The following is a 25,979-nucleotide window of genomic DNA, read 5'->3' as shown; positions in this document are numbered from 1 at the left end:
GGCGGGCTGCGAGATGGGAAGGGGGAACCCACCACGCAGCCCGCCGGCTCTTAGTCCCTCGGGGACTCCGTTCCACCGGTGTTCCGACTGCCCGGGTCCCCGCCGCCGGACGGCGTCGATGACGGCAGGGACGATGGCCGCGGAGACGAGCCCGGAGCCGCGCCCGAACCGGCGGGTGGCCCGTCCGGGGACGCGGTGGAGGATTCTTCCGGCGGAGCCAGATGGGAGACATCGTTCTGTGCACTGTTCTCAATACAGTCCACGTACCAGCCCTGGTCATGACCGCATTCGCCGTCCACGACGATCAGGGTTCCCCCTGTCACACCGCTGCTTTCGCTCTCCCCGGCGTCGGCATCGTCTGCGGTTCCGGTCGGCCCTGCCGACCCCTCCCCGCCCTCTTCGGTCGCAGCAGCGCGGGCCTCCTCCGGTTCCTCCACTGTGACCGTCAGTGTTGCCGAGGAACGGGTTTCCTCATCGCGCCAGTCGCCCAGCGGATTGGACGGGCCGAAGTCCACCCCCCACCAATCGGTCAGCGGATTGGGCGGGGCGAAGTCCACCCGGTAGGTGTGGGTTCCTTCCTCAAGTCCGGCCACCGGCAAGGCCGTGTTCCCATCCGTGGTACCGGCGCTGATGAGCTCACCATCCCGGAATAGTTCAAATTCACCCCGGAGCGGCGTTCCGGGGTACACCGGATCCTCCGTCTGAAGCTGCAGGGCGAAGTCCTCGCCGGCGGGTACGCTCTCAGGTCCGGTGAGCACCGTTCTCGAGGTCAGCGGAATGACGATCTTCGCAGTGTTCGAGTACGAACCGTTCCAGAGCTCCTGCCACCGGTCCATTCCTTCGATGGCTTCCAGGCCCGGCACGTCAGGGTTCAGCCAGCTGCTCCCGGCTCCACCGCCGCTGCCGGCTGACTTGCCCAGGAACTTCTTGCCGGATCCGCCGCCGGTGCCGCTGGCAGGCCATCCGCCGCCACCGCCGCCGCCGCCTCCACCCCAGGTTCCGGTCGCTGCACTGCCGCCATTGCCGCCTGGCTTGTGGTATCCGGCGAACCTGGCATCGTCTTTGCCGTTCTCGCCAGGGCGACTGGAGTGCTTGCCCTCACCCCAGGTAGGAGCAGCTCCGGTGCCAGCATCGCCTCCGTTGCCGCCCCACTTCATACCTTTGACTGGATTGGGGGTAGGCGTGTAGCCGCTGGAGCCTGCCCCGCCCCCGCCGCCCCCGGCAACCGCGAGCAGCTCTCCGTTTAGTTCCAGTGCCCCGGCGCCGCCGCCGCCGTATCCGTCGGTTGCGTTCAGGCTGGCAGTGCCGCCGTCACCCCCCTTGATAAACCCTTCCCCGCCCTGGCGGTGATTCGGATATTTGGGCGCCTTCCCGGGGTAGACGGTCAGTACGTCCCCGGCCGAGACAGGCACGGATAGCAGCCAGCGTTTGCCATGACCGCCCACTGACAGGCCTGTGCCTGAAGCGTCACCGCCACTGACGTGGACTATGACCTCGGAGACGCCTTCGGGAACCGTCCAATCGGTTCCGGACGGGTCCGTGAAGGAGAAAACGTGTCTTGGAGCGGTTAGGGCAGCCGAGGCCGGGGACGACATGGCCGGACCAATCAGCACTGCGCCGACCAGGGCAGCGGCAGCCACCAAACTTACACGCCGTCGAAACTTAGCTTTGAGTCCAATTTTGGATCGAGTCACAAATGGCACGATAGGGGGTACGGACGGCGGGTGGAACTATAAGACAGTTTTTTACACGGGGACATCCTTCGGCGTACCGGCCCTATCCCGCCACGGCGCACCGGACGCCGGTACCCTGTGAAAGGCAGAGAACCGACCCAAGAGAGGTTCCCGCGATGCGGGGTTTACAGTGAGCACTGAAGGACTGCGCGAACGTAAAAAACGGCAGACAGAAACGGCCATCGAACTGGCCGGGATCGAACTTGCCCTGGAAATGGGCCACGAGGCGGTAACCGTGGCAGACATCTGCAGTCGTGCCGAGGTGTCCCGCAGTACGTTCTTCAACTACATGCCATCCCTGGAAGCGGCCGTCTTTGGCCGGCCGTACCCCCGCCTGGCTGCCGAGGACGTTGCCGCCAGGCTCGACGCCGCACCCAACGGACCCCTCATCCCCGTACTGCTGGACATCGCATTCAGCACGATCGGCCATTCCGCGGTCAATCCGGAAGTGGCATCCAGGCGCTTTGAACTTATGCGCCGCAGGCCGGAAACCCAGGCCCAGGTCCGCGGTCCGCTTTCCAGGCTTTTCGACGACCTGGCTGAGTCCGCCGCACAGTGGCTGGAGTCCCATCCCGGGCGCGCACAGCTTGCCGGCTCACCCCGGCGCGAAGCCCGGCTGCTGGTGGGCATCCTCGGCCTGGCAATGGAGGACCTGGTGGTGACACTGGGTACAAGCGGGTCCGTCGAGGACGCCTTCCTCACCCCGGACAAGTGGGCCGAAACGATTGAAACCATCTCCCGGATCGCCACCGCCGAAGCGCGGGGACTGGCAGAGAAACACGGCGATGTAACTTAAGTCCAAACTTGAACTGCATCCAAGTTTTACTGCTAGCGTGCCCCTGTGAGCTCAGATCGCCGCGGCCGCTGGGGCCGCTTTTCCCGGCTACTCCTTGTCCTGAACCTGCTGGTTGCCGCAGCATGGCTTCCGGTTCCTCCGGCTCTTCCTGTTCCTCCGGCTTCCGCCGCACCGGGCGGGCTCCAAGCCCCTGAAGGCACCACGCAGATGTGGGTCGACGTCGAATCCCAGGCCGCACGGACCGGCATTGAGTCCGTTTCCTGGCGCTCGGGCAGCAGCACCTGGGCAGTCATCGGCCTCTCCCCCACAGTCTTCGGCGTCACTGGATTCACAGCGGTCTCCCCGGGTAAGCACGAGTTGCGGATTTCTCCAGCCGAACGGTTCTCCGCCGACGTCGTAGTCTCCTTTACTGACGCTGCCGGCACCATCCTCGCGGAACACCGCCTCCGTGACGCGCCCTTCGATCCGGCCCACACGCTCGATGGTTGGATCGCCTGGGACGACCTGGCCACAGGGCATGTGCCGTCTCCGGCCCCCGGCGGTAATCCCGGCAAGCAGCCCAATAGTCACGAGGGCCCCGTCCCGGCAAGCACCGGGACCACGTCCCGCAACGCAGCAGAGGCACTGGGCAAAACCGGCGCTGCCGGCCCTCTGCTGACTGGCATCCTCGCCGTCGGCGTCCTGGCCGCCGGAACCGGCACCGCTCTGGTGCTGCGGCAGCGACGCCTGCAGGCCGTTGCCGCACGGCATGCCGAACAGCAGGGAGGAACCCGATGAACCGCCGCCCAATCACAGCCGCACTGCAGCGGCTCCGCGGCGTGCGCACCACTGACGCAGTCCGCATCGGTGTCGCCTCAGCGCTCGCCCTCACCCTAACCATGGCCGCTGTTCCGCCGCCCGCCGCAGCCGTGTCCAGCGACGCAATCGAGAACCTCAGCGCCGTCCTGCCCGCTCCGGAGCCCGGCTTCACCCCGGTTCCAGCCAGCCTGCCCGCGGTAGACAGCGCCGTCGGGATCGGTTCCCGCCTGTCCAAGGATGCCTCCGGAGAGGTATTCCTGGGAACCGCTGCGGAAGGACAGTCCGCCGCCCTGGTCCGCCTGACAGTGTTCGAGCCCGGCACCAGCCAAACGGTTTACACCACAGCCGAAACGGCTGTGTTGCATGCCCGGGCGGGAATCACCACGTCCACTACCGTCCTCCTGCCGCTTACCGCGGGTTCAGTGGCGCTGTGGACCGACGCTGAAGCAGACATCCGGGTCGAGCCGCTTGCCTATTTCAAGGGAACACAGGCCTCCGGCGGTGCCACCATCGCCCTGCCGGAACCGGTGGTCCAGGCTGACACCGCAGCCGGCCTTGCCGGCAGCGCCCTGACCTCCAGCCCGTTGTGGATCGGCCTCACCGGAGAGGGCGGGGTCTCCGCAACCCTGGCGCGCAGCGTCCATGTCCTGCTGGACGTGACGCTCGCGGAAGCGGACGACGTCATCCTCGGGGACGGCCAGCGGATGGCCCTTCCGGCAGGCAGATCCGTTGTTGCCACCATCGTGGACGCCGAGGATCAGGGAGGAGTGACCGTCGGCCTGGGCCGGAGCGGAAACACCGGAACACTGCAGGCTACCGTAACCGGCTGGGTCGCCGAAGCTGCGGAAGACACCTCGCAGGCGAACCACCGCGGCAGCTACGTGGTGAACACGGAGCACCGGCCGGCAACCAGGCTGGAAGTTTCAGCCGGGACCGCCCCGCAGGAGGTCCGGCTGGCGGATGATCATGACAGTGCCTACGCGCTGGCGCTTGTCCAGGCAGCAGACGCAGCCGGAGGAGACACCACCACGCTCGCCTGGGGACCGGAAGTCCGCGGCCGGTCTGCCGGCGTTACCATAGACCGGGCCGCGGGTGCCCAGCCGCAGCTGGCACTGGTGCCGGTCGACACGGGCGGGACACAGCTTTCAATCCGCCGCGGCAGCGCCACTGTGTCCCTCCAGCCGCTGGGCAGCTTCCTGGGCGCTCCGGTGCCCTACGATGCATCTGACCCGGCCGCCATCACCATCACTTCCCCCGTGGACCGGCAGAGCCTGGACCTCACCGAAACCGGCTGGTTCACTCTCGAAGGAACTGTGTCCACCGGCGCCAACTCCGTGGACCGTGTAGCCATCAGTTCACCGGACGTCGGTTTTATCGGCCTGGCCGAGCTCAATCCCGCCGGGGATGAACTCAACTGGAGTTTCCGGGCTCTGGCCCCCGAAGACGGCGATTTCGACTACGTGGCGACTGTATTTGACCGTTCCGATCCCGGAACCGCCCGCGCGTCGGACCGCGTGCGGCTGACCCTCGATGTCGCCGAAGAGGGGGACACCGTAGTCTCACCCGAGGCGCAGGTGTTCCATCTGGAGACACCCGAGCTCGAATTCGAGGTGCTGGACGAATTCAGCCTGCGCTTCGCTGAGCGGCCGGAGCTGGACCCGGGAGACATCATCGTCAGCGCTCCCATGCTTACGGCACCGTCCGGGTTCCTGGGCCGCATGTCCGCCATGGACCTCGTTGACGGGTCCTGGATGGTCTCAACTACTCAGGTCTTGCTGGAGGAGCTGTTCCTGCAGGTCGACGTCGAGGAGACCGAAGATTTCGGCGACGGCAGCGGCCTGGAGGTGGAAGACCTCATGGCGCAGGCGGGCACCTCGCTGGACGCAGTCAGCGGCACGTACGAGGACGTGCATGAGGACGGGAACGCAGGAGAGGCAATACCGGTGTCCGCTGTGGACATCCTCGATGAAAACGGCGCGCCGCACATCCCGGAGGCGGGGACCTACGCGGAAGTGCGCACCGGTGACGATGTCGATCTGGAGCTGAGCAGCGACGAATTCAACCTGGACAACCCCGCGGACTTCAAGACCGCCTGCCGCCTGCCCGGAACCGACGGTCAGGAACCGACCGGAGCGGACATCGACGAGAACGGGGAATGGCTGGCTCCTGCGACGCCGCTTTCCGGAGACGGCAGCTGCGGCGGCCCATTGCAGGGCGGCCCCGGCGGATCCATCTCCGCCAACTGGACCATGGCGGCAGATGTAGGAGTCATCCTCGTCCGTGAAAACGACTCCTTCAAAGTCAGAACTGCGGGAAAGAAACAGGACTGGAAAGACTTCGAAGCATGGTCCGAAACCGACCACGTGACGGAACAGGGCTTGGCCGTCCGCGCCGGCGGTGAGGTCAACCTCAGCTTCGCGTTCGTCCTCAAAACAAAAATGTCATTCAAATGGAAGGTCATACCCCGCGGCATCACCATCGAGGAGTTCCGCATTCAATTCAATTCGAAGCTGAAGGCATCGGCGTCCCTGCAGGCCTGGATGCAGGTCCAGGGCCGCTGGAATCTCGACCTGAAGATCGCCGAGGTTGCGCTCCCGGCCATCACCATCCCGGTTGGTCCCGTGCCGGTCGCCATTACCAATACCTTGAACATGGCACTGGCAGTCACCGGGACGCTGAAGGCAGTCGTGGATATTCCGGCGATCGGCATTGAACGAAAAGATACGTTCGGTTTTATGTACACCAGCAAGGAGGGCATGCACCGGTTCAAGGAAGACGAGCCCACAAAGTATGTCCTCCCCATGCCCCGTTCGGTGAAGAACGGGACGGAATTTTCCCTCTCGGGCGAGGTTGCCGTCGGCCCGGAGCTGACGTACCGGTCCCGGATCTACAGCTTTGCCGGCCCGGACATCGCCCTCTCCGCGAAATCCGGTTACGGGGCTAAGGTCACGGTAACCGGCAGCCCCCGTGAGGCCGAGCTCGAGGCAGCTGTCTTTCTCAGCATCGGGCTCGTCGGCTCCGCGAAGCTGACACTGATCAAGTGGGATCTGCTGAACCTGACGATCTTCAGTTTGAGCTACCGGGTGCACCTGATCGAATACCAGCACAAGTGGAAGCTGTGAGAAGGACCGGGGTCACCGCAGCGCCGACACCCCGGTGATCTCCCGCCCGGCGATCAGCGAGTTGATCTCATACGTTCCCTCATACGTGTAGATTGCTTCGGCGTCCGCGAAGATCTTCGCCATCCGGTAGTCGGTGACAATGCCGTTGCCGCCCAGCAGGCTTCGCCCCAGGGAGACGGTTTCGCGCATCAGGGCACTGGCGTAGGACTTCGCCAGTGCAGCCCGGGCCATGTCCCCGCGGGCTGTTCCGTCGTCGGACACGGCACCATAGCCACCCTGTTCCAGGTCGCTGACGCGGGCCAGCATGGCAGTCGATGCCACGGCGTTACCCTGCATCCGCACCAGCTGCTGCTGCACCAGCTGGAAGGACGCCAGCGGGCGCCCGAACTGCGTGCGCTCCACCGCGTAGCCACGGGCGACGTCGAACGCTGCCAGCTGCTGGCCCACCGCCTGCCAGCCCACCATGATCCGCGAACCGCGCAGCAGGTGCTTGGTGTCCTCGAAGCTCCCGATTCCGGCAAGCCGGTCCGCCTCGGAAACCCGCACATCGGTGAGTTCGATGTCGGCGTTCTGTACGGTGCGCAGCGCCGTCTTGTGCTCGATCCGGGTGCGCTTGATCCCGGGCAATGAAGCATCCAGCAGGAAACCGCGGACCTTGCCGGTGGACGGCTCACGCGCCCACAACAGCATCCAGTCGCAGAAGGTGCCGTTGCCGATCCAGCGCTTGGTTCCGTTCAGGACCCAGCCATCGCCGTCGCGCACCGCGGTGGTGGCCATACCGCCGGCAACGTCAGATCCGTGATCCGGCTCAGTCAGGGCGAAGGCGCCGGTGATCTTGAGCGACTGGGCGTCCTCGAGCAGCCGGGCCTTCTGCTCCTCGGAGCCGAAAGCATGGAGTCCCTCCACGAACAGGTCGTGGTGGACCATAAAGAACGTGGCAATCGAGGTGTCGGCCCGGGTCATCTCGGCGATAACCAGTCCGGCGAACAGCGGGCTGTAACCGCGCTGCACCGGGGTGGACAGCCCCAGGGAGGCCAGCCCGGGCAGCAGTTCCACCGGGAACCGGGCTTCATCCCACCAGCCGCCGGCGTGCGGAAGCACTTCGGCGGCCAGGAAGGAGCGCAGTTCAGCCAGTTTGGCTGTCTCCTCGGGACTCAGAAGCTGTTCGAAAAGAAAAAAGTCGGCGTCGGGGAGCATCGGCACGCCTTATTTCGGTCCCATCCGAATCGCTCCGTCAAGCCGGATGGTTTCACCGTTCAGCATCGAATTGCCGATGATGTGGTCCACCAGGGACGCATACTCGTCAGGCCGGCCCAGCCGGGAGGGATGCGGGATCTGCGCGGCCAGCGAATCCTGGGCGCCCTGCGGCAGTCCGGCAACCATGGGGGTTTCGAAGATGCCGGGGGCGATCGTCACCACGCGGATCAAATGGCGCGCCAGTTCGCGTGCCAGCGGAAGGGTCATGGCAGCCACTCCACCCTTCGACGCCGAGTAGGCAGGCTGTCCGATCTGCCCGTCGAAGGCCGCTACCGAGGCGGTGTTGATGATGACGCCGCGCTCGGAGGTCCCGCCGTCGTCCGTCACCGGCTCAGTCTCCGCCATGGCCGCAGCGGCCAGCCGGGTGACGTTGAACGTGCCCACCAGGTTCACCTGGATGACCCGGTTGAAGTCCTCCAGCGGCAGGACACCGTTGCGGCCCAGCACCTTCCCGGGAGTGCCGATACCGGCGCAGTTCACGGCCACCCGCAGCGGAGCCGCCGCCATCGCCGCCTCCACCGCGCCCTGCATCTGCTCCGGATCGGTTACGTCTCCCGGCACAAAGTGGGCGTTATCGCCCAGCTCACCTGCGTAGGCAAGTCCGCCGGAGGACGGCAGATCCACCAGGACCACTTCTGCTCCGGCATCAATGAGCCGGCGGGCGGTTGCCCGGCCCAGCCCCGAAGCGGCTCCCGTGACGATGGCCGAAGCACCGGATAACTGCATCTGTGTCCTCCTGGATCAGGGGTCTTGTAGTGCGCCTGGGCGCGTGCGGTCCCACGAGCCTACTGTGACTCGCAGCACAGCGCATCCAGCAGGGTCCGATTCAGTTCAGGCGCCCGTGACGCTGCCTGCCGCCCGGGGCTATCGTGGGTCGCATGCCCGCAGCACAGACCGTACGCCACGCCGAACAGCGTGCCGACGCCGCCGCCCACAGCGTCACCACCGCCTTTGGCGGCAGGCTGCTGGGCCTGCCGGGCACCCACATTGGCGCGGTCCGGGCACCGCAGCCACTGCCCCGCGGCGTCGGGCCGTGGCATTACTGGTGGCAAGCGCACTATGTGGATGTCCTCGTGGACACCGGGCTGCGCAGCCGGGCCCCGGTATCCGGCGAAGATCCGATCACGCTGGCCGAGCAGGTGGTGCGGACCATCCGGATCCGCAACGGCGGCCGGTTTACCAACCACTTCTTTGATGACATGGCGTGGCTGGCACTCGCAGGTCTGCGGCTGGATTCCCTGCCCGGGCCGCCGCGCGGCAACAAACCACGCCACTCGGGCCTGCGCGAGTCACTGGGACGTGCTCTGCGGTCGGGCCACACGGCGGATCTGGGCGGCGGAGTGTGGTGGAACCGGGCCAGGAACTTCAAGAACACCCCTGCCACCGCCCCGGCCGCCCTGTTTTTCGCCCGCACCGGCGAGCGCGAACGCGCGCAGGAGCTGGTGGACTGGTTGAATGCTGAGCTGCTCGACCCCGGGACCGGGCTTTATTACGACGGCGTGCGGCAGAGCGCTGCCGGCCCGGCGCTGGAGCGGGCCCACTTCACGTACAACCAGGGGCCGGTTCTGGGAGCACTGCTGGAACTGGGCGGCGAGGCGAACCTGGAGCGGGCCGCGGAGCTGATCCGCGCCACGTCCCGGCACCTGGTGCAGGGCGGCGGCCTGCTGCTGCGCACCCACGGCAGCGGGGACGGCGGCCTGTTCACCGGAATCCTGTGCCGATACCTTGCCGAAGCCGCAGCGGCAGCCACACTGGACCCTGGTTCACGCCGGACGGCCGGCGGCATGGTCACCGAGCTGGCAGACCGGCTCTGGAAGGGCCGGGCGGTCCGCAACAACCTGGCTGTGTTTCCGTCGGACCCAGGCAGCACGTCGGATGAGGACTATCCCGCGGGCAGCGGCGTCGAGCTCTCCACCCAGCTTCAGGCCTGGATGGTGCTGGAGGCCGCCCTGCGAGTAGTGCGGCTGGAGGATGATCCGCAGGAGGACTGATGGTCCGCCTGCTCAGGTTCCTGCCGCCTTGAGCGGGTGCTGCGACGCTGCAGTATGCGGGTCCAGATCGGCCAGGGTGAGCAGGTGCTGGGGATGCTGGGGAAGCGGGAAGGACCGCTCCGTGTTCAGGTTCCGGTCCACCCTGAGGATCTCGCCGGAGTCCATCATCCGCCAGTTCGGATTCTCATCCATCCGCTCGGTGGCGATAAGCACCGCAGGGGTCCGGTTCTGTTCCATGTCATCGCTCTTCATGCTGATCCGGGCGGTGTGCTTGCCGTGGTGCGCGTCGTCGGCACTTTCCTGCAGGACGTAGAGAGGATGTGTATCGGGGTAGCGCACCGCCCAGAGCTCCGACTCCGTGGTGATCACCAGGTTCACCGCGTACAGACGCAGGTTCTCCGCGATCCAGGTGACTGCCGCCGGAATGGCCTCGGCGAGGTTTCCTCCGTTTTGCCGGGCCAAGCCGGTGATGAGCGCAAATACCCGCTCACTGTCGGTCTGCCCCTGCACCAGATGCATCACTTCCAGGGCACGCAGCCGGTCATCAAGCACATCCAGATCTTCCACCACCCCGTTGTGCGCCAGCAGCCGGTCATCCTGCAGGAACGGATGGGTGTTCTCAATGGTGTTTGCGCCGGTACTGGCATACCTGACGTGCGCTATGAAGGTGCGGCCTTCCAGCGTCCGGGCCGCGGAAGCGTAGGCCCGGTCCTCATAGGCCGGCATGGGCGCCTTGTCCACCAGGGGCTTGCCCGCGGAATTGAAGACGCCGATCCCGAAACCGTCCGCCATCCTGCGGCTCTGCTCGGCCAGGCTGTCCGGGGCGGTGAGCAGCCAGAACGTGGCCCGGACGGGCTTGGGACCTGCATGCATTCCGAAAAGCCTGCACATGTGGACTCCTAGTCGGGGAACCTCTTCTGCGGATAGAAGGTCTCGCGGCGGCTGAGCATGTCCACGAAACGGGTTATGTTCCGCTCCCGGGCTGCTGCCGTCTTGAGCTGGCCCAGCCGGTAGGCGAAGGCAAAGCGGTTTTGTGAGCTCAGCACGTCGAACATGGCCTGGGCGCTCTCATTGGCGGCGATCGCGTCGAGCAGATCCTGCGGCACCTCTGCCGTGGCCGGGCCGGCATAGGCCGCATCCCAGCGGCCGTCCGCCTTGGCGGACTCAACGGCGTCGCGTCCGGAGGGGTGCAGCCGGCCCGCGGCCTCAAGCCGGGCGATGTGCCCCACGTTGCGCAGCGACCATGCGCTCCGCGGGCCGCGCCGGGTGTAGCGCTGCAGGTAGGTTTCTTCGTCACGCCGTGCCGCCTGGCCGTCAATCCAACCGAAGCAAAGCGCCTCATCCAGGGCCGACTGATAGGTCAGGGCGGTGGTGCTCCCACCCTTCTTCCCAAGGACCAGCCAGACCCCGGCGGAGCGCAGATGATGCTCATCCAGCCAGTCCCGCCATGCCGCCGCATCCGGGAGCAGCAGCTCCGACAGCTCGGTCTCCATGCGCTCAATCGTAGGCTCCGGGGAGAGGGGCTGGAAGGTCCGGCGGCAGTTCAGCCCTTGGCCGAAGCTGAGCGCGCCGTATGACTCGGCTGCCGGCTTTGCGGTAGAACACTGCTATGAACGTACGTACTCCTGACCCGTATCCCGGCTGGCTTTCGGAGGAGGACCTGCATGAAGCACGGCAGCGGCTTCCCATGGTCTACGTGGAGGCCGTTCCGGTGCGGTGCGATCCGCTGGGATACGTGACTGAGGTGGGTTTGCTGCTGCAGGCGACGCCGGAGGGCAAGATGGTCCGCACGTTCGTGTCCGGCCGGGTGATGTACCGGGAGACCATCCGCGCAGCCCTGCTGCGGCACCTTGAAAAGGACCTTGGGCCGATGGCACTGCCGCAGCTGCCTCCCAGCCTGGCCCCGTTCGCCGTCGCCGAGTATTTCCCGTCCCCCTCCCAGACGGGTCTGACCGATGAGCGCCAGCACGCCGTCGCGCTGGCCTACCTGATTCCCGTGACCGGCGAATGCGATCCGCGGCAGGATGCACTGGAACTGTCCTGGCTCACCCCCGAAGAGGCGCTCAGTCCTGCCATCTACTCGGAGTTCTCCGGCGGCCGCGGCGATCTGCTGCGCCAGGCGCTGGCGTCCGCCGGGTGGGGCCGGTAACCGTTACCCTACGTTTATATACTGGGGCCGAGCTTCGAGCGCTAAGGAACAGCCATGTCGATGAGTGTGCCGGATAAGTATGCCTTCCGGGTCAATGCCGAACTGCTTGTACCAGGACAGCGGCTTGTCCTTGATGAGCTGACCCTGGCGCCGCTGGCAGACGTCCGCGTCGAGGAAGACGACCTTGGCAACCCAGCCCTGGTGATCGCTGGACTGGAAGACGGGGAAACCCTGCGGATTGCCTACGGCGCAGCGGTTCGCGTAGCTGCCCCGGCGCCCGAGAAGAATGCGTCCGATGCCGTCCGGAGCATCCCCACCGAAGAGGAAACCTACGCCGCCGTCCTGGCTGCTGCTGCCGCCGCCCACCCCGATGACCGGGCGGTGAAGGAACTCACCTCCCGGCTCAGCCGCGGGCTCAACGTCAAGGCCGGCAGCAACCTGCAGGATGTGCGGGACCTTGCCCACACCCTGTATGTGGACCTGGGCGACGCCGAGAACGCCCTGGCGGTCTGTTCCCTGATCACCGGCCTGGGGTTTGACGGCAACTACGGGCGCTGGAACTGGATCCAGGGAGCCCTGGCCCTGGCCGCCCACATCACTCATGAGTCGGGAGAGCTTGAGACTTCCGCGGCCTTCGCGCAGGCGGTCCGTGCCGGGGACAACGCCGAATCCGATCCGTTGAAGGCCAAGCTCTCCGCAGAGCTGCTGCAGCGCCAGCTCAATGAACCGAACCTGTATGACCGTGAAATCCAGCGGGCGGCCGAGGCCGGGGATGAGCACAGCGAACGGGACTGGCGCATCCTGCGACTGAACACCCTGCTCTACCTGCGCGCGCACGGCGGCTCACAGACCTATTCCGACGCCGAACTCCAGCGCCGCATCCGCACCGAGCTCAGCGCGGTTCGCGGCCTCAATCTGGATCTTTAGGCCGGAACCCGGTCCGCCCGGGCCAGGTTGGCCTTCAGCTGCAGCAGCAGCACCAGTCCCATGCCCACCAGTGCGCCGATCACGGTTTCCACGGCCCGGTCCCTGATGAGCATTGAGGGGTCACTGGAGTGGGACAGCTCAGTGCTGAGCAGCGCCAGCGGCGTGATGACCACCTGTGCCAGCGCGTAGTTGCGGGCAATGAACAGCTCCGCCCCGCACTGCAGCAGTGCAATCACCAAGACCAGCTGCCAGGGCGCCAGCCCGGCGAACAGGATCACCGCGGTTATCCCCAGCCCGCCGAACGTGCCAAGCATGCGGCTGATGCCGCGGTGGATGCGGTGCCGGAAGGTGGCGCCCACCAGCGGAACGGTGGCCGCGACCATGGCCCAGTAGTTGTGGCCGATTCCGAGCATGGTGGCGATGCTGCCGGCGGCCGCGGCCGCAACGGCATACAGCCCGCCGTCGGCCCAAAGTGCCTTCTGCTGTGCGGCGGAGAATCCAGGCCGCAGGGGCTTTTCCCACGGCGTCCGGTACCGGTTCAGGAGCATTCCGGACATACCCAGCAGGATGGCAAACGTGATGGTGGCACCTGCCGCGAGCATGCCCTGCCAGAGCGGAGGATGCGCGGGCACGGAGGCAATGGCGGCGTAGGCGAAGATGTGGAAGAGCGATCCCGCCGGGCGGAGACGCCAGTAACCGGTAGCCACAGTCGCCAGCCCGGCAACGGCCGTCGTGCCGATCACGATTCCCCACGCGTCCAGTCCCAGCCGCGAGGACAGCGCGCCGGCCAGGATGACGGTGAACATCAGCGCCCCTGCGCGCAGCTGGTGGCCCAGCCGCTGGCGGTGCGGCTCATTGCGGCCGTAGATGCTGGTGAACGCACCGAAGGCCACGAAGATCGCCAGGTCGATCCTGCCCAGGGCCAGCAGTACAGCGAGCGGTACACCTATGCCTATGCCGCAGCGGATCCCCACCCGGTGGTCATTGTGGGCAGGGGCAATGGTGAACATTTCGCGCAGGTGGTTCAAGGGGACTTCGTGGGCCTTTCAGGTTTTCAAGGGCGGCAGCGCTTCACGGAGCCGGAGAGTCCGCCTTCTTGACCATACGCTTGGCGTGCACGGCGGCCGGAGTTATGTGCGCTGCCTCTCTCCCGGGCAGGCGCCGAGGCCAGCGGAGGGGCACGGACCGGATGTAAGGCAAAATGGAAGCGTGTCCAGCTCCGGTTTTTCCTTTGCCCTCGGTAAGCGCCTGCGTGAAACCGCCCCCGACTCCGCGTCCCGCACTCAGGAGAACGGCGGTGAATTCCAGGGCCGTACCGGGGTAATCAGCACCCCGCACGGTGAGATCCAGACTCCGGCGTTCATCGCCGTCGGCACCAAGGCCACCGTAAAGGCCGTGCTGCCGGAATCCGTGGCGCAGCTTGGGGCGCAGGCCGTGCTGGCCAACGCCTACCACCTGTACCTCCAACCGGGGGCAGACATCCTTGACGAGGCAGGCGGGCTGGGCAAATTCATGAACTGGCCCGGCCCCACCTTCACCGATTCGGGCGGATTCCAGGTCATGAGCTTGGGCGCCGGGTTCAAGAAGGTCATCAACATGAACGCCGACGGCACCACCCATGCCACCGGAGCGGACGACGACGTCGCTCCCGGCAAGGAGCGCCTGGCCCACATCGACGACGACGGCGTCTGGTTCAAGTCCCACCTCAACGGCGACAAGCACCGCTTCACCCCCGAAATCTCCATGCAGGTGCAGCACCAGCTCGGGGCGGACATCATGTTCGCCTTCGATGAGCTCACCACCCTGCTCAACTCCCGCGGCTACCAGGAACGGTCCCTGGAACGCACCCGGCTGTGGGCAGAACGCTGCCTGGTTGAGCACCGCAGGCTCACCGAGGAGCGGTCGCACCGCCCCTACCAGGCGCTCTTCGGAGTCCTCCAGGGGGCACAGTATGAGGACCTGCGCCGCAAGGCTTCCCGTGATCTTGGCGCCATGGGCTTCGACGGCTTCGGCATCGGCGGCGCCTTGGAGAAGGAAAACCTGGGCACGATTGTGCGCTGGTGCACCGAGGAACTTCCCGAGGACAAGCCGCGGCACCTGCTGGGCATCTCCGAGCCCGATGACATCTTCACCGCCATCGAGAACGGCGCAGACACTTTCGACTGTGTCTCCCCCACCCGCGTGGCCCGGAACTCGGCGTTCTACACCCCGTACGGCCGGAAGAACCTTTCGAACGCCAAGTTCAAGCGCGACTTCGGTCCGCTGGTGGACGGCTGCGACTGCTATGCCTGCACCAATTACTCCCGCGCGTACATCCAGCACCTGTTCAAGGCCAATGAGATGGTCAGCCACACGCTGATCTCCATCCACAATGAGCGTTTCACCGTAAAGCTGGTCGACGACGCCCGCCTGGCCATCGAGGACGGCTCGTTCTTCGAGTTCAAGGACGAGGTCCTGGGCAAGTACTACAGCTAGCCGCGCACGTCCCCGGGGCCTATACCTCTTCGGGAACCGCGCGGCCGTAGCTCGGCTCACGCTTCTTGATCGCCTTGATGACCGTTGAGGTCACCGGCACAAAGAGGAACTCGACGGCGGTCTTGTAAACGAATCCAAAGATCACGTAGTTCACGAACTGCCCCGCGCCGGTAATACCGATCACCGGCGCGGCAACGGCACAGAAGATCAGGGTGTCCGCGAACTCGCCGACTCCGGTCGAGGCCATCAGCCGGCCTGCCAGCGCACGTTCCTTGAACCGCGCCTTCATCCGGGTGAGCACCATGGCGTTAAGCAGCTGCCCGGCCAGGAAACCCAGCAGCGACGCCGCGACGATCTGCCAGACCGGGCCAAGCGTGGACTCCAGTGCGGCCTGCTTCTCCACGCCGTAGGCGTCGTCGAATCCGGGCAGGGCAATAATCACCGCAAAGGACAGCACCGCAAACGCGGCCATGGCGAAGCCCATGTAGATGGCACGCCGGGCTGCCTTGAAGCCGTACACCTCGCTGATCACGTCACCCAGGATGTACGCCAGCGGAAAGAGGAAGAATCCGCCGTCGGTGATGATGCTGAAGTCACCGAAGACCGGGCCCAGCACCACGCCCTTGGACGCCCCAATGTTGGAAATGATGATCACCACGCACATGAGGGTGAGGATCAGGTCGTAATGCGAGCTGCCCCGGGAAGCGTAGCTGGGGGTCTGGCGTGCCTGGCGGGCAGCGGCCGGGGTTGGTGAAGACATGGATTTCCCGTTTCGGTTTAGTGGTTCGCCTGGGCTCCCGCCCGGCTGTATTAGCACTTGCCCGCTGTCCCGGGCGGCCCTTGAAGGACCAGCGTCAATTCTGCCACGTTTTTTGTTCCGTCACATTTTTGAACACGTTCAAATATGTGCTCTAATTTCCTCCGTACACAACTTGGAACAGGGGTTCGATGGCCGCGGGGTTGAAGAGTGAAGCCACCCGGAGGCGGCTGGTGGAGGCTGCGACGGAGCAGTTCCGCGACCAGGGCTTCGAGCGGACCACCATGCGCGGCATCGCCGCGGCAGCCGGCGTATCCGTCGGCAACGCCTACTACTACTTCTCGTCCAAGGACGCGATCGTCGCGGAGCTGTACCGCTCACTGCAGAACCAGCACCGCTCCGCCGCACTCCCCCAGCTGCGCGAGGGACACAACCTCGGAGAGCACCTGCGGGTCATCCTGCAGACGAACCTGGATGTGCTGGCCCCCTATCACTCGCTGGGTCACCAGTTCCTGAAGACCGCCGCCCTGCCCGTGCCTCCGGGAACCCGGAAGTCCTCCGCACCGGCCGATGCTGAGCAGGTGGGACGCGGAAAGTCGATCGCCGTCTACCGCCAGGCGGTGCTGGCTGCCCGCCCCCAGCCTCCCCTGGCCGTCCGTGATGACCTGCCTGAACTGCTGTGGCTGGTACAGATGGGCGTGACCTTGTTCTGGGTCTACGATTCCTCGCCCGGCCAGGTGCGCTCCCGGCGCCTGGTAACCAATACGGCTCCTTTGGTGGCCAAACTCGTGATCCTCTCCCGGCTACCCGTTGTCCGCAATATCGTGGAAGATGTGGTGAAGCTGCTGCGAGGAGCACGATCGCATGACTGACAACGCGGACGACGACGGCGTCGCCCCGGCAGGTGCCGACGACCCTGCTTCCGGCGCGGACGCACCTCTCCTCCTCGCCCCCCGCGTCACCTTTGGACCTACCGCCTTCGTCATCGGTTACGCCGTCGCCTGCCTGCTGGTGGCCGCTATCGCCACCGTGGCCATCGGCTGGGGCACGTCCAGGGACTTGTGGGGTTACCTCTGGATCATCGTGATCGCGGCTTTCTATGCGGCCGGCATCGGACTGCTCACGGCAGCACCCGTGGGCCTGGCCCTGGGCCTGCTGCTGCGGGGCGTACCGAACCAGTGGCTGCACGTCCTGGCATTCTTCGTGGTGCCCACGCTGCTCGCCTGGCTGGTCATCGGGCTCCTTGCCGGTTCCATCGGAGTGCCCCTCCTGATGGCCCTGGCCATCGGGATCTCTGCCGCTGCCGGGCGCCTTGCGGTGTGGCGCCTGATGGACGTGCGTTACTAGCCTTGGACTCCGCAGCGGAACCGGGTGGCGGGGCACACTGCGTTAGGTAGAAGATGTACCCATGTCTTCAACAACACATCCTCCCGTCACGCTCACGATCGCCGGTTCCGAAGCCACCGGCGGAGCGGGCGCCCAGGCAGACCTCAAGACCTTCCAGGAACTGGGGACCTACGGCATCACCGCCCTGACCTGCATTGTCTCCTTCGATCCCAAGGACAACTGGAACCACCGCTTTGTGCCGGTAGACCCGCAGGTCATCGCCGACCAGCTGGAGGCCATCCAGACCGCCTATGACTTGGGCACCGTGAAGATCGGCATGCTGGGAACCCCGGCGACCATCGACACCGTGGCCAAGGCGCTGCAGAGCCAGCACTGGACCAACATCGTGCTGGACCCGGTGCTCATCTGCAAGGGTCAGGAACCAGGCGCAGCCCTGGACACCGATCAGGCCCTAAAGGCCCAGATCCTGCCGCTGGCCACGTTCGTCACCCCTAACCACTTCGAGTCCATGTCACTGGCCGGCATGGATGCGATCGAGTCCGTGGACGATCTCAAGGAAGCAGCCAAGCGCATCCATGAAGCCTCCGGCGCCGTCGTGCTGGCCAAGGGCGGCGTGCGGCTGGAAGGCGATGACGCCGTCGACGTTTTCTACGACGGCGAGACCATGGAGGTGCTCCGGGCACCGAAGGTGGGCGACGTCGCCGTCAGCGGTGCCGGCTGCACCCTGGCCGCCGCGATTACCGCCGAGCTGGCCAAGGGTGCCACTCCGCTCGAGGCTGCCCGCAGCGCTAAGGCATTCGTCACCGAGGGCATCCGCAACCGGGTCTCCTCGAACACTCCGTTCGATGCACTGTGGCAGGGCGGCGCAGCCAGCGGACCTGCCCTCTAGGTTCGCACAGTCCAGCTCACCGCCACGGGGGCAGTAGCGCCGTACCCGGCGCCGCTGCCCCCGTGGCGTGTTCCCGCGGAGGAATCCTAGCGGCCTGCCTCGGCCGCCGGCACGCGGTCAGATTCCCCGGCGTCCGATTCCTGCGCCGGCAAGGTCTCAGGCGCGGCAGCGCCCAGACGCAGCCTCCACAGCGCAATAGCGGCAAACACCACGACACCGGACACCCCGAGGTAGAGCGCTGTGGGCGTCCATCCGGCATCAAGCAGGGCACCCACCAGGATAGGCGCCAGGATGGCCCCGGCACGCCCAACTCCGATGCCCCAGCCGACACCGGTGGTCCGCACCGAGGGGTCGTAGGCCTGCGGGGTCACGGTGTAGAGACCGGCGATGCAGCCGTTGATAAGCATCCCGACCAGTACCCCGGCGGAGAACGCCAACGGCGGAATCGAGGTCGTGGTTATGAACAGCACCAGCGTTCCAGCCGAGAGTACGGTGAAGACGATCAGGGTCAGCCGGGGCGCCCACTTGGTGGTGAGCGCACCGTAGAGCAGCGACCCGAATGTCCCGCCCATCGTCAGCATGAGGCCCCCGATGATCCCCTGCTGCTCGGTCATGCCTGATTCCACGAGGAGCCGGGGCGTCCAGGAGTTCGCGAAGTAGAAACCGAACATGATCAGGAAGAAGGAACACCAGAGCAGCAGGGTCGTTGCCCGGTAACGGCGGCTAAGGAGCTGCCCCACGCTGTTTTTCTGCGGCCCGTTCGTCTCGGGTGCGCCGCCGAGTTCCACCGGTCCCTGGATCCTCAGCCGCCGGACGATCCGCGCAAGCTCCCGCTGGGCGTTCGCTGGCCGCCGGGTACGGAGGTAGTCCACGGATTCAGGGACCAGCAGGAGCACCAGGACAATGGAGGTGATAGTCAGCAGCCCGCCGGTCAGGAAGACCGACCGCCAGCCGAAGGTGGGGATGAGGGCCGTTGCACCCATCCCACCCAGAGTGGCACCGAGGCCGTAGCCAGCGGTGTAGATGCTCACGGCCATACCGCGGTAGCGGGTGTTTGAGTACTCGCTGGTGAGCACCGTGACGGTGGCAAGGATCCCGCCGACGCCAAGCCCGGTGACAATGCGCCAGATACCCAGCTCCAGTGCGGAGCCGGCGATGGCGGACAGAAAGAGGCCAACGGCATTCACGGACAGCGCCGCCATCAGCATCCGACGGCGCCCGAACCGGTCAGCAAAAGGGCCGAACGCCAGGGCTCCAACCGCCATGCCGATCAGACCGGAGCTGAGGAGCCAGCCGAGCTGGGATCCCGTCAACCCGAACTCCTCGGTCACGGAAGTTGCGGTAAACGCCATGGCCAGGACATCGTAGCCATCCAGTGCATTGAGGAAGGCAGCCAGGGCTACGATCACCCATTGATAGGGCGACATTCTGGAAATGTCTATTTTGTTGCGGATGTCCATAGCGGACCTTTCAGGAGATATCGATGGTGACGGAGGCCGGACCCGGTTGGCGCGCGTCATCCGCCACAGCACGGGAGACACAGCAGCACATCTTGGAGTTGGGTTCTTTCTGCCGGTCTGAATAGAAGACGTCCCGGTGGTCGACATGGCCGTTAAGGTCCAGGATGCGGACCTGGCACAGGCCGCACTCACCCTTGCGGCAGTCGAACATCATGTCCAGGCCCGTCCGCTCCAGCGCTTCGAGCATGGATTCGTCGGAGTGCACAGTCGCTTCCACACCAAGGCGTGGGACCCTCACGGTGAACGGCTCAGCCTCGAACCATCCGCTGTTGCCGAAGGTCTCGTAGCGCAGGTTGGTTGGATCCAGTCCGCGGTCCAGCCAGCAGCGCCGCACAGCGTCCATGAGCCGGATGGGGCCGCACATGTACAGTTCGGCCCCAACCGGGACACTGTGGACCAGCGCACGGGTGTCGAGGGAGGTCCCTTCGTCGTCGAGGTGCAGCTGAAGCTGCTCGCCGTGCAGCTCGGCCAGCTGGGACGCATATGCCATGGCGCTGCGCGAACGTGCCGCGTAGACCAGCCGGTAAGTTGCCCCGAGGCGGCGAAGCAGTGCCGCCATGCCGAGGATGGCGGTGATTCCGATTCCGCCGGCCAGCAGGACGTAGCTGGGAGCACCTACGCGCAGCGGAAAGTTCTGCAGCGGCTGCGTCATTTCCAGCACCTGTCCGGGCTCAAGCTGGTGCATAAACGCGGATCCGCCTCGGGACGCAGGACTGAGGAAGACGCTGATCGCCAGTTCGCTTCCATCCGGGCTGGCATCGACCACCGAGTATGAGCGAACGGAAGATGTTCCGTCTATGGGGACCCGGACGTCGATGTGCTCGCCAGGCCGGACGGCATGGGGCTTGTCTGGGCGCAGGACGATCCGGCGGATGCCGGAGGCTATCTCCTGTGCGGAGTGCACAGTTCCGCGCTGCCACACCTGGGAATTGGAATCTGCCATGACTGCAGGCCCTTCAGGCGCCGGGAGCCGCAGCCAAACGGCCCTCGGCTTCCAGCGCTCGTTCCAGCAGGCGCCGGACCCACATACCGCCGGCGTCGATGTTCAGGCTGTAGAACTCGTAGTCCGGGTTCGCGTCGATGGCCGCCTGCTGTGCCTGAAGCATCGCCTCGTCCTCGCCGAACACGCCGTGGACGCCGTTGCGCAGCTGCGTGGTGATGAGCTGGCTGTCCAGCCGGTAGTTGCGCATAAAGGCCCAGAAGTAGTGGCAGGAACGTTCGGTCTCCGGCGTGATCGTGTTCATGACATAGCCGTTGACTCCACGCGACCGGTCTCCTTCCGGCGCTCCGGTCCCGGCTTCGGCCACACCGACGTCGATGCAGATGGTGGACGGGAAGTAGTAGTGGATGATCTGCCAGCGGTCCACCTTTCCTTCGAATCCGGGGAACTTGTCCCGCATGTTCTTGAGCCAGAAAGGTGGTGCGTCAATGTTGTGCATCCATCGGGTAACCGTGACGGAGTTCTCGTCGTGTGTGACCTCGAACTCGGACTCGCTCAGCTCGTCCTGACCGATCGAAGAACTGTGGACGAACTCCTCATGGGTCAGGTCCATGAGGTTGTCCAGCACGAGCTGGTAATTGCACGGTGCGTGGATCGTTTCGCCGTCGCCGGCCCACTCCGGGCTGGCGAGCTGGTGCATGTCCGGAACCAGGGACGGATCGGCCAGGGTGGGATCACCCAGCCAGACCCACACGTAGCGATACTGTTCCACCACCGGGAAGGAGGGCACGGTCGCCGACGGGTTGAGCGTTTCCTGGGCGGGCATGGACGTGCAGCGGCCCGCAGAGTTGTAGCGGAGGCCGTGATAGGGGCACTGGATCTCGTCCCTGCCGATCAACTTTCCCTGGGAGAGCGGCGCCAGCCGGTGCCAGCAGGCGTCAGCGAGCGCGACGGCGCGGCCGTCGGCAGTCCGGTAGATGGCCAGCGGGCGGCCGGCGACGGTGCGGGCCAGGATTCCCTTGGCAGTTACCTCATGATCCCAGGCCGCCACGTACCAGGCGTTGAGTGGGTGGGACATGAGTTTGGCTGTGGTTGTCGTTTTGGCGGCTGGAACAGTCAAGGCAGATCCTCTGCAGCAGATTCAGGGTGGACCAACTATCTATCTAGATAGATAGTTGGTGAGGCAAGTCACATGCTAGTTCTGCTGCGTGACCGCCGCAAGCAATACTTCTTGTGTGTCGCAGGGCACATTCGGGGACCCGGCCATGCGCCCGCACCTCACGTCAAGCCCTCCATCCCTATTTCGGGGGAAAATCCCCAAACCTTTGAGCTGGTGAAATGCTCCCTTAGGGTGTGCCTACGGCTGCAGGAGTTTTGGGGGCCGAAAGGTGCACGCTGACACCCCGAACGGGGGTTGGGGGCACAACGGGAAAGCTGTCACGTGTGTCAGCAGCCGGTTGTTTACGTTTTTGGTCTCTGGGTCTCCGGGTCTGTGGTCTTGAACTTTCTGCCGGTAACACGCGGCGGAATGTTCAAGGAGCAAAATGAGACGGTCCATTCATCACAGGCCAGGGGCTGTGGCTACTGCCGCAGTTGCCGGCCTCGCACTCACGGCAGGCCTTGGCCTACCGGCCCAGGCAACCGAACCCGCCGGCACGGACAACGCTGCCCAGGGATTCGCGGTACAGAAGTTTGCGGAGCAGAAGGTATCCCCGAGCCTCCGCGGCGTCGACGGCGAGGTCTCCGTCTACGTTCAGTTCACCGGCGAAGGCGCCTTCGAGCAGACCCAGCCGGAGGCCGTCAAGGAGGGCAAGCGGGAACCGGTCGTTGACGCACCGCGTGTGCAGCAGATCCGGTCAGCCATCGAGTCGCAGGCTGAGTCGGTGGCCGCGGAAGCGGACGCCAGCACCCTCTACACCACCACCAACAGCCTTCCGGGCGTCGGCATCGTTGGAGATGCAGACGCCATCAAGGCGCTGGCCGAACGCGACGACGTCGCGAAAATCACCCGGATCGTCCCGAAGACAATCGACAACAAGGGTGCAGACATCGATACCCGCGCCCTCAACACCTGGGTGGAGCGTCAGCAGACCGGCAACGGCATCACCATTGCCGTCCTGGACACCGGCATCGATTACACGCACAGCGACTTCGGCGGCCCGGGAACCATCGAGGCCTACGAGGCAGCCCAGGCCTCCCCGGTTATCCCTTCTGCCGACAGCGGCCTGATCGACACGGACAAGTTCATCGGCGGCTATGACCTGGTAGGCGATGACTACAACGCCGACCCGTCAGCGGCCAACTACCAGCCGGTCCCCAAGCCGGACCTCAACCCGATGGACTGCCAGGGCCACGGCACCCACGTGGCAGGCACAGCCGCCGGCTACGGAACCGGCTCTGACGGCGCCACGTTCAAGGGCGATTACTCCTCGCTGACCGCTGCGGACGTCAACGACATGCGCATCGGCCCGGGTTCCGCTCCGGAAGCGCAGCTGGTCAGCATCCGCGTCTTCGGCTGCACCGGTTCCTCCGAGGTAGTGGGCCAGGCCCTTGACTACGTCCTCGACCCCAACGGCGACGGCGACTTCTCCGACCGCGCACAGGTCGTGAACATGTCACTCGGCTCCGACTACGCTCCCGTGGACGATCCTGAGAATGACATCGTGGACAAACTGACCGAACAGGGCATCCTTTCCGTTGTCGCCTCCGGCAACGCCGGAGACGTGTACAACGTGGGCGGCTCCCCCGGCAACGCAAAGTCCTCCCTGACCGTGGCCAGCTCCATCGGTTCGCAGATTTCACTGGACCGGGCCGAAATCGTCAGTGCCGAAGAATCCACAGGCACAACCACCGCCGCAGGACAGTATTCGGTGAACTTCAACTACTCGGATCCAGCCCTGTCGGCTGAACAGCTGACCGGCGACGTGGTGGTGGCCCCGGCCTCCAACGCTTTCGGCTGCAACGCCTTCCCGGCAGGTTCCCTGACTGACAAATGGGTCTGGATCCAGTGGGAAGACGAAAACGGCGCCTTCCCCTGCGGCTCAGGTGCCCGCTTCAACAACGCGGAGGCAGCCGGCGCAACCGGCGTCGTCCTGGATTCCCCGCGCGACGTCTTCGACGCCGGCATTGGAGGCAACACCGCGCTTCCCGGCATCCAGCTCAACCGTGAGTCCTCCGAACGGCTGCGTCCCGCCGCCGTCGAAGGTTCCCTCACCGTGCGCCTCGACCCTGCCTTCATGGGGACCGCTACCGGTCCGTCCAACGCCCTGGACACGGTCAGCTCCTTCTCCTCCCGCGGCCTGCATGGCTCCAACGGTGTGGTGAAGCCCGACGTCGCCGCTCCCGGTTCCTCGATCGGCTCGGCCAACGTAGGTTCCGGCAACGGCGCTTCAGTGAGCAGTGGTACGTCCATGGCAACGCCGCACGTTGCCGGCCTGGCAGCCCTGCTCTACGCCGCGACGGATTACACCCCGTACGAGGTGAAGAACACCATCATGAACACGGCCACCCATGACGTCCTCGCAGCCAACGGCGCCGTGCACGGCCCCAACCGTGTCGGTTCCGGCCGCGTTGACGTACTGGATGCCGTGAATTCCAAGGTCATGGCCTACGACTCCGAGGACCAGACGCTGACCAGCGTCAACTTCGGGGTCCTGGAGGTTGGCGCCGATGCGCTGAGCGTTACTCGCAAGGTCACGGTCCAGAACAAGTCGGACCGTCCGCGCACGTTTGATGTCAGCTACCTGCCGGCATCCACCATGCCCGGTGTGGAAATCACCACCGCTCCGAGCGTCAGCGTTGGTGCCAATGCCAAGGCAACGGTGGACGTGACGCTCACGATCGCCGACCCCACGGCCCTGGCGAAGACAATCGATCCGGCTGCCGACGTTGAGCAGCTGGGCCTGCAGCGCCAGTACCTGGCTGACGTCTCCGGACGCGTCCAGCTGGCCAGTGCCGGCATCCCCACCCTGCGCGTGCCCGTCTACTCGGCCCCCAAGCCGACGTCGGACATGACCGCCGGCACGGAGATCAGCTTTGCTGATTCCGAGGCGCTGGCAGCGGACGTGACCCTCTCGGGCCGCGATCTGCTGCAGGGAAGCGACGCATCCACCTACCTCTCCCTGGTATCGCCGCTGGTTCTTGGCGCCCAGAGCGACAAGCGCAATGATCTGGCCCTTGAATCCATGAACTCGATGGACCTTTCAGCGGTCGGTGCTTCCACCACGGTTCCTGCCCTCAAGGCTGCCGGTGAAGACGTGCTGGACGGCGTCCTCAACTTCGGCCTGAGCACGTGGGACAACTGGCCCATCCTGGGCGGTCACAATGAGGTCAACGTTGAGATCGACACCAACATGGACGGCACGGCTGACTACCTCGTAGCCACCGGCCGCGCCGATGACCTGGACCTGGTGCTGGTGAACACCTACCGCCTGAACCCGGATGGAACCTCCACTCTGGTGGACCAGACCGGCGCCAACGGCCAGCTCGGCAACAGGGACACCAACACCTTCGACAGCAACGCGGTGACCCTGCCGGTGAACGTTGCTGCCCTGGGACTGGATCCGTCCGCTGAATCGCTGCCGCTGCAGTACAAGGTTGTGACGTGGAGCCTGTACAACGTCGACAACACCGGACGAACCGTACCGGTGGATTCGACAGACTTCATTCCGTTCGACGCCGCCAACCCGGCACTGTGGTTCTCCGGCGCCTCGGCGGATGCCCTGTTTGCCGACGTTGACGGCGGAAAGCTCACCGTCAACCGCAGCCAGGAGACCACCGAAGCCTCGGCACTCTTCCTGCACCTGCACAACGCCACCGGTGATCTTTCCGGTACCGCGGGCCTCGGCGAACGCGCCGAGATCCTGCCGGCCGTTGTCCCCGAGGCTGTGGTGAACCCGGTCAGCGCTGCCAGCAAGTGCAACGCTTTCAAGGCCGAGATCACCGTCACGCTCACGAACAACGGTGACCGCCGCGCGGATATCGATCTGAAGTCCCCGCACGGCAACGCCAAGGTCATGAAGCTTGAGCCGGGAGAAACGACGACGGCGGTCATTAAGACCCGCCAGCTGACCGTTCCGGCCGGTGACCTGACCGCCCATTACAAGTTCCTCGGTAAGGGCAAGGCTGAGAAGGTGGACTACACGGCGTCCTATGGCGCAGTGAAGTGCAGCCGCTAGTACTAGCCAAACACTGAAGACAGCGGGGGCCCGGGCTTATGCCCGGGCCCCGGGTGGTGGGGGGGGGGCGGGCCGTTTTTGGCCCCCGGGCCAACCCCCGG

General features: G+C 65.5%; 21 protein-coding genes. 11 read left to right on the top strand and 10 right to left on the bottom strand.

Going from position 1 to position 25,979, the window contains the following annotated elements; translation table 11 throughout:
- Positions 1–50: 50 nt before the first annotated feature.
- Positions 51–1,640 carry a hypothetical protein gene (locus tag TVC13_RS14430; protein WP_422401879.1) on the bottom strand — a complete coding sequence of 530 codons (1,590 nt, stop codon included), beginning with the start codon at positions 1,638–1,640 and terminating at the stop codon, positions 51–53.
- Between the two features lie 223 nt (positions 1,641–1,863).
- Between TVC13_RS14430 and TVC13_RS14425 the strand changes: the two genes are divergently transcribed.
- Genes TVC13_RS14425 through TVC13_RS14415 form a run of 3 tightly spaced genes read left to right on the top strand, consistent with a single transcriptional unit; the run spans position 1,864 to position 6,449 of the window.
- Complete coding sequence (locus TVC13_RS14425) at positions 1,864–2,529, top strand: TetR/AcrR family transcriptional regulator (protein WP_422401878.1); 666 nt, start codon at positions 1,864–1,866, stop codon at positions 2,527–2,529.
- Positions 2,530–2,574: 45 nt separating this feature from the next.
- Positions 2,575–3,306 carry a hypothetical protein gene (locus tag TVC13_RS14420; RefSeq protein ID WP_422401877.1) on the top strand — a complete coding sequence of 244 codons (732 nt, stop codon included), beginning with the start codon at positions 2,575–2,577 and terminating at the stop codon, positions 3,304–3,306.
- Positions 3,303–6,449, top strand: coding sequence for a hypothetical protein (locus TVC13_RS14415; RefSeq protein ID WP_422401876.1), 3,147 nt, complete (start codon positions 3,303–3,305; stop codon positions 6,447–6,449). Before TVC13_RS14420 ends, TVC13_RS14415 begins: the two co-directional genes overlap by 4 nt.
- A 12-nt stretch (positions 6,450–6,461) precedes the next feature.
- Here the strand turns inward: TVC13_RS14415 and TVC13_RS14410 are convergent, their stop codons facing one another.
- On the bottom strand, positions 6,462–7,646 hold the full coding sequence (locus TVC13_RS14410; protein ID WP_422401875.1) for an acyl-CoA dehydrogenase family protein: 1,185 nt from the start codon (positions 7,644–7,646) through the stop codon (positions 6,462–6,464).
- Positions 7,647–7,655: 9 nt separating this feature from the next.
- On the bottom strand, positions 7,656–8,432 hold the full coding sequence (locus TVC13_RS14405) for an SDR family NAD(P)-dependent oxidoreductase (protein ID WP_422401874.1): 777 nt from the start codon (positions 8,430–8,432) through the stop codon (positions 7,656–7,658).
- A 152-nt stretch (positions 8,433–8,584) separates the two neighbouring features.
- On the opposite strand from TVC13_RS14405, the gene TVC13_RS14400 reads away from it, so the two are divergent.
- Entirely contained in the window at positions 8,585–9,697 is a 1,113-nt protein-coding gene (locus TVC13_RS14400) for a glycoside hydrolase family 76 protein (RefSeq protein WP_422401873.1), read from the top strand.
- Between the two features lie 12 nt (positions 9,698–9,709).
- Here TVC13_RS14400 and TVC13_RS14395 read toward each other — a convergent pair whose 3' ends face one another.
- Together TVC13_RS14395 and TVC13_RS14390 are read right to left on the bottom strand one after the other, a co-directional pair.
- Positions 9,710–10,588 carry a class II glutamine amidotransferase gene (locus tag TVC13_RS14395; protein WP_422401872.1) on the bottom strand — a complete coding sequence of 293 codons (879 nt, stop codon included), beginning with the start codon at positions 10,586–10,588 and terminating at the stop codon, positions 9,710–9,712.
- A gap of 8 nt (positions 10,589–10,596) precedes the next feature.
- Positions 10,597–11,190: a YdeI/OmpD-associated family protein gene (locus TVC13_RS14390; protein WP_422401871.1), complete on the bottom strand. Its 594-nt coding sequence runs from the start codon at positions 11,188–11,190 to the stop codon at positions 10,597–10,599.
- A 116-nt stretch (positions 11,191–11,306) separates the two neighbouring features.
- Between TVC13_RS14390 and TVC13_RS14385 the strand changes: the two genes are divergently transcribed.
- Positions 11,307–11,846 carry an NUDIX hydrolase family protein gene (locus TVC13_RS14385; protein ID WP_055239793.1) on the top strand — a complete coding sequence of 180 codons (540 nt, stop codon included), beginning with the start codon at positions 11,307–11,309 and terminating at the stop codon, positions 11,844–11,846.
- A 54-nt stretch (positions 11,847–11,900) separates the two neighbouring features.
- The gene (locus tag TVC13_RS14380) at positions 11,901–12,773 is read left to right on the top strand and encodes a DUF6707 family protein (protein WP_422401870.1); all 873 of its coding nucleotides are present in this window, start codon (positions 11,901–11,903) and stop codon (positions 12,771–12,773) included.
- Here TVC13_RS14380 and TVC13_RS14375 read toward each other — a convergent pair.
- Complete coding sequence (locus tag TVC13_RS14375; protein WP_422401869.1) at positions 12,770–13,801, bottom strand: FUSC family protein; 1,032 nt, start codon at positions 13,799–13,801, stop codon at positions 12,770–12,772. The two genes, TVC13_RS14380 and TVC13_RS14375, sit on opposite strands and share 4 nt — an antisense overlap.
- A gap of 181 nt (positions 13,802–13,982) precedes the next feature.
- Between TVC13_RS14375 and tgt the strand changes: the two genes are divergently transcribed.
- Positions 13,983–15,248 carry a tRNA guanosine(34) transglycosylase Tgt gene (tgt, locus tag TVC13_RS14370; RefSeq protein WP_422401868.1) on the top strand — a complete coding sequence of 422 codons (1,266 nt, stop codon included), beginning with the start codon at positions 13,983–13,985 and terminating at the stop codon, positions 15,246–15,248.
- A gap of 19 nt (positions 15,249–15,267) precedes the next feature.
- Here the strand turns inward: tgt and TVC13_RS14365 are convergent, their stop codons facing one another.
- The gene (locus tag TVC13_RS14365; protein ID WP_422401867.1) at positions 15,268–16,008 is read right to left on the bottom strand and encodes a queuosine precursor transporter; all 741 of its coding nucleotides are present in this window, start codon (positions 16,006–16,008) and stop codon (positions 15,268–15,270) included.
- A gap of 230 nt (positions 16,009–16,238) precedes the next feature.
- On the opposite strand from TVC13_RS14365, the gene TVC13_RS14360 reads away from it, so the two are divergent.
- From TVC13_RS14360 to thiD, 3 genes are all read left to right on the top strand, one after another.
- The gene (locus tag TVC13_RS14360) at positions 16,239–16,877 is read left to right on the top strand and encodes a TetR family transcriptional regulator (RefSeq protein ID WP_422401866.1); all 639 of its coding nucleotides are present in this window, start codon (positions 16,239–16,241) and stop codon (positions 16,875–16,877) included.
- Positions 16,870–17,352, top strand: coding sequence for a hypothetical protein (locus TVC13_RS14355; protein ID WP_422401865.1), 483 nt, complete (start codon positions 16,870–16,872; stop codon positions 17,350–17,352). Before TVC13_RS14360 ends, TVC13_RS14355 begins: the two co-directional genes overlap by 8 nt.
- A gap of 61 nt (positions 17,353–17,413) precedes the next feature.
- Positions 17,414–18,241: a bifunctional hydroxymethylpyrimidine kinase/phosphomethylpyrimidine kinase gene (gene thiD / locus TVC13_RS14350; RefSeq protein ID WP_422401864.1), complete on the top strand. Its 828-nt coding sequence runs from the start codon at positions 17,414–17,416 to the stop codon at positions 18,239–18,241.
- An 86-nt stretch (positions 18,242–18,327) separates the two neighbouring features.
- On the opposite strand, the gene TVC13_RS14345 is transcribed toward thiD, so the two are convergent.
- The 3 genes from TVC13_RS14345 to TVC13_RS14335 are packed head-to-tail and all read right to left on the bottom strand — an operon-like array spanning position 18,328 to position 21,821.
- A complete protein-coding gene (locus TVC13_RS14345) occupies positions 18,328–19,668 on the bottom strand; it encodes an MFS transporter (RefSeq protein WP_422401863.1) in 1,341 nt (446 codons plus the stop codon).
- A 43-nt stretch (positions 19,669–19,711) separates the two neighbouring features.
- Entirely contained in the window at positions 19,712–20,704 is a 993-nt protein-coding gene (locus tag TVC13_RS14340; protein WP_422401862.1) for a PDR/VanB family oxidoreductase, read from the bottom strand.
- 13 nt (positions 20,705–20,717) lie between these two features.
- On the bottom strand, positions 20,718–21,821 hold the full coding sequence (locus TVC13_RS14335; RefSeq protein WP_422401861.1) for a Rieske 2Fe-2S domain-containing protein: 1,104 nt from the start codon (positions 21,819–21,821) through the stop codon (positions 20,718–20,720).
- A 457-nt stretch (positions 21,822–22,278) separates the two neighbouring features.
- Here TVC13_RS14335 and TVC13_RS14330 point away from each other — a divergent pair, with 457 nt between their 5' ends.
- Positions 22,279–25,878 carry a S8 family serine peptidase gene (locus TVC13_RS14330; protein WP_422401860.1) on the top strand — a complete coding sequence of 1,200 codons (3,600 nt, stop codon included), beginning with the start codon at positions 22,279–22,281 and terminating at the stop codon, positions 25,876–25,878.
- Positions 25,879–25,979: the final 101 nt, after the last annotated feature.

The organism is Arthrobacter sp. 3Tela_A, assembly GCF_049311025.1.
GTDB lineage: Bacteria > Actinomycetota > Actinomycetes > Actinomycetales > Micrococcaceae > Arthrobacter_B.
The sequence above is the reverse complement of the archived record's forward strand: the minus strand, read 5'-3'. Positions and strand labels throughout refer to the sequence as shown.

Coding starts and splice junctions, on each gene's coding strand:
- TVC13_RS14385 (WP_055239793.1), top strand. CDS start 11,307: ATGAACGTACGTACTCCTGACCCGTATCCCGGCTGGCTTTCGGAGGAG.
- TVC13_RS14380 (WP_422401870.1), top strand. CDS start 11,901: ATGTCGATGAGTGTGCCGGATAAGTATGCCTTCCGGGTCAATGCCGAA.
- TVC13_RS14365 (WP_422401867.1), bottom strand. CDS start 16,008: ATGTCTTCACCAACCCCGGCCGCTGCCCGCCAGGCACGCCAGACCCCC.
- TVC13_RS14345 (WP_422401863.1), bottom strand. CDS start 19,668: ATGTCGCCCTATCAATGGGTGATCGTAGCCCTGGCTGCCTTCCTCAAT.
- TVC13_RS14415 (WP_422401876.1), top strand. CDS start 3,303: ATGAACCGCCGCCCAATCACAGCCGCACTGCAGCGGCTCCGCGGCGTG.
- TVC13_RS14400 (WP_422401873.1), top strand. CDS start 8,585: ATGCCCGCAGCACAGACCGTACGCCACGCCGAACAGCGTGCCGACGCC.
- TVC13_RS14390 (WP_422401871.1), bottom strand. CDS start 11,190: ATGGAGACCGAGCTGTCGGAGCTGCTGCTCCCGGATGCGGCGGCATGG.
- TVC13_RS14355 (WP_422401865.1), top strand. CDS start 16,870: ATGACTGACAACGCGGACGACGACGGCGTCGCCCCGGCAGGTGCCGAC.
- TVC13_RS14405 (WP_422401874.1), bottom strand. CDS start 8,432: ATGCAGTTATCCGGTGCTTCGGCCATCGTCACGGGAGCCGCTTCGGGG.
- thiD (WP_422401864.1), top strand. CDS start 17,414: ATGTCTTCAACAACACATCCTCCCGTCACGCTCACGATCGCCGGTTCC.
- TVC13_RS14410 (WP_422401875.1), bottom strand. CDS start 7,646: ATGCTCCCCGACGCCGACTTTTTTCTTTTCGAACAGCTTCTGAGTCCC.
- TVC13_RS14395 (WP_422401872.1), bottom strand. CDS start 10,588: ATGTGCAGGCTTTTCGGAATGCATGCAGGTCCCAAGCCCGTCCGGGCC.
- TVC13_RS14340 (WP_422401862.1), bottom strand. CDS start 20,704: ATGGCAGATTCCAATTCCCAGGTGTGGCAGCGCGGAACTGTGCACTCC.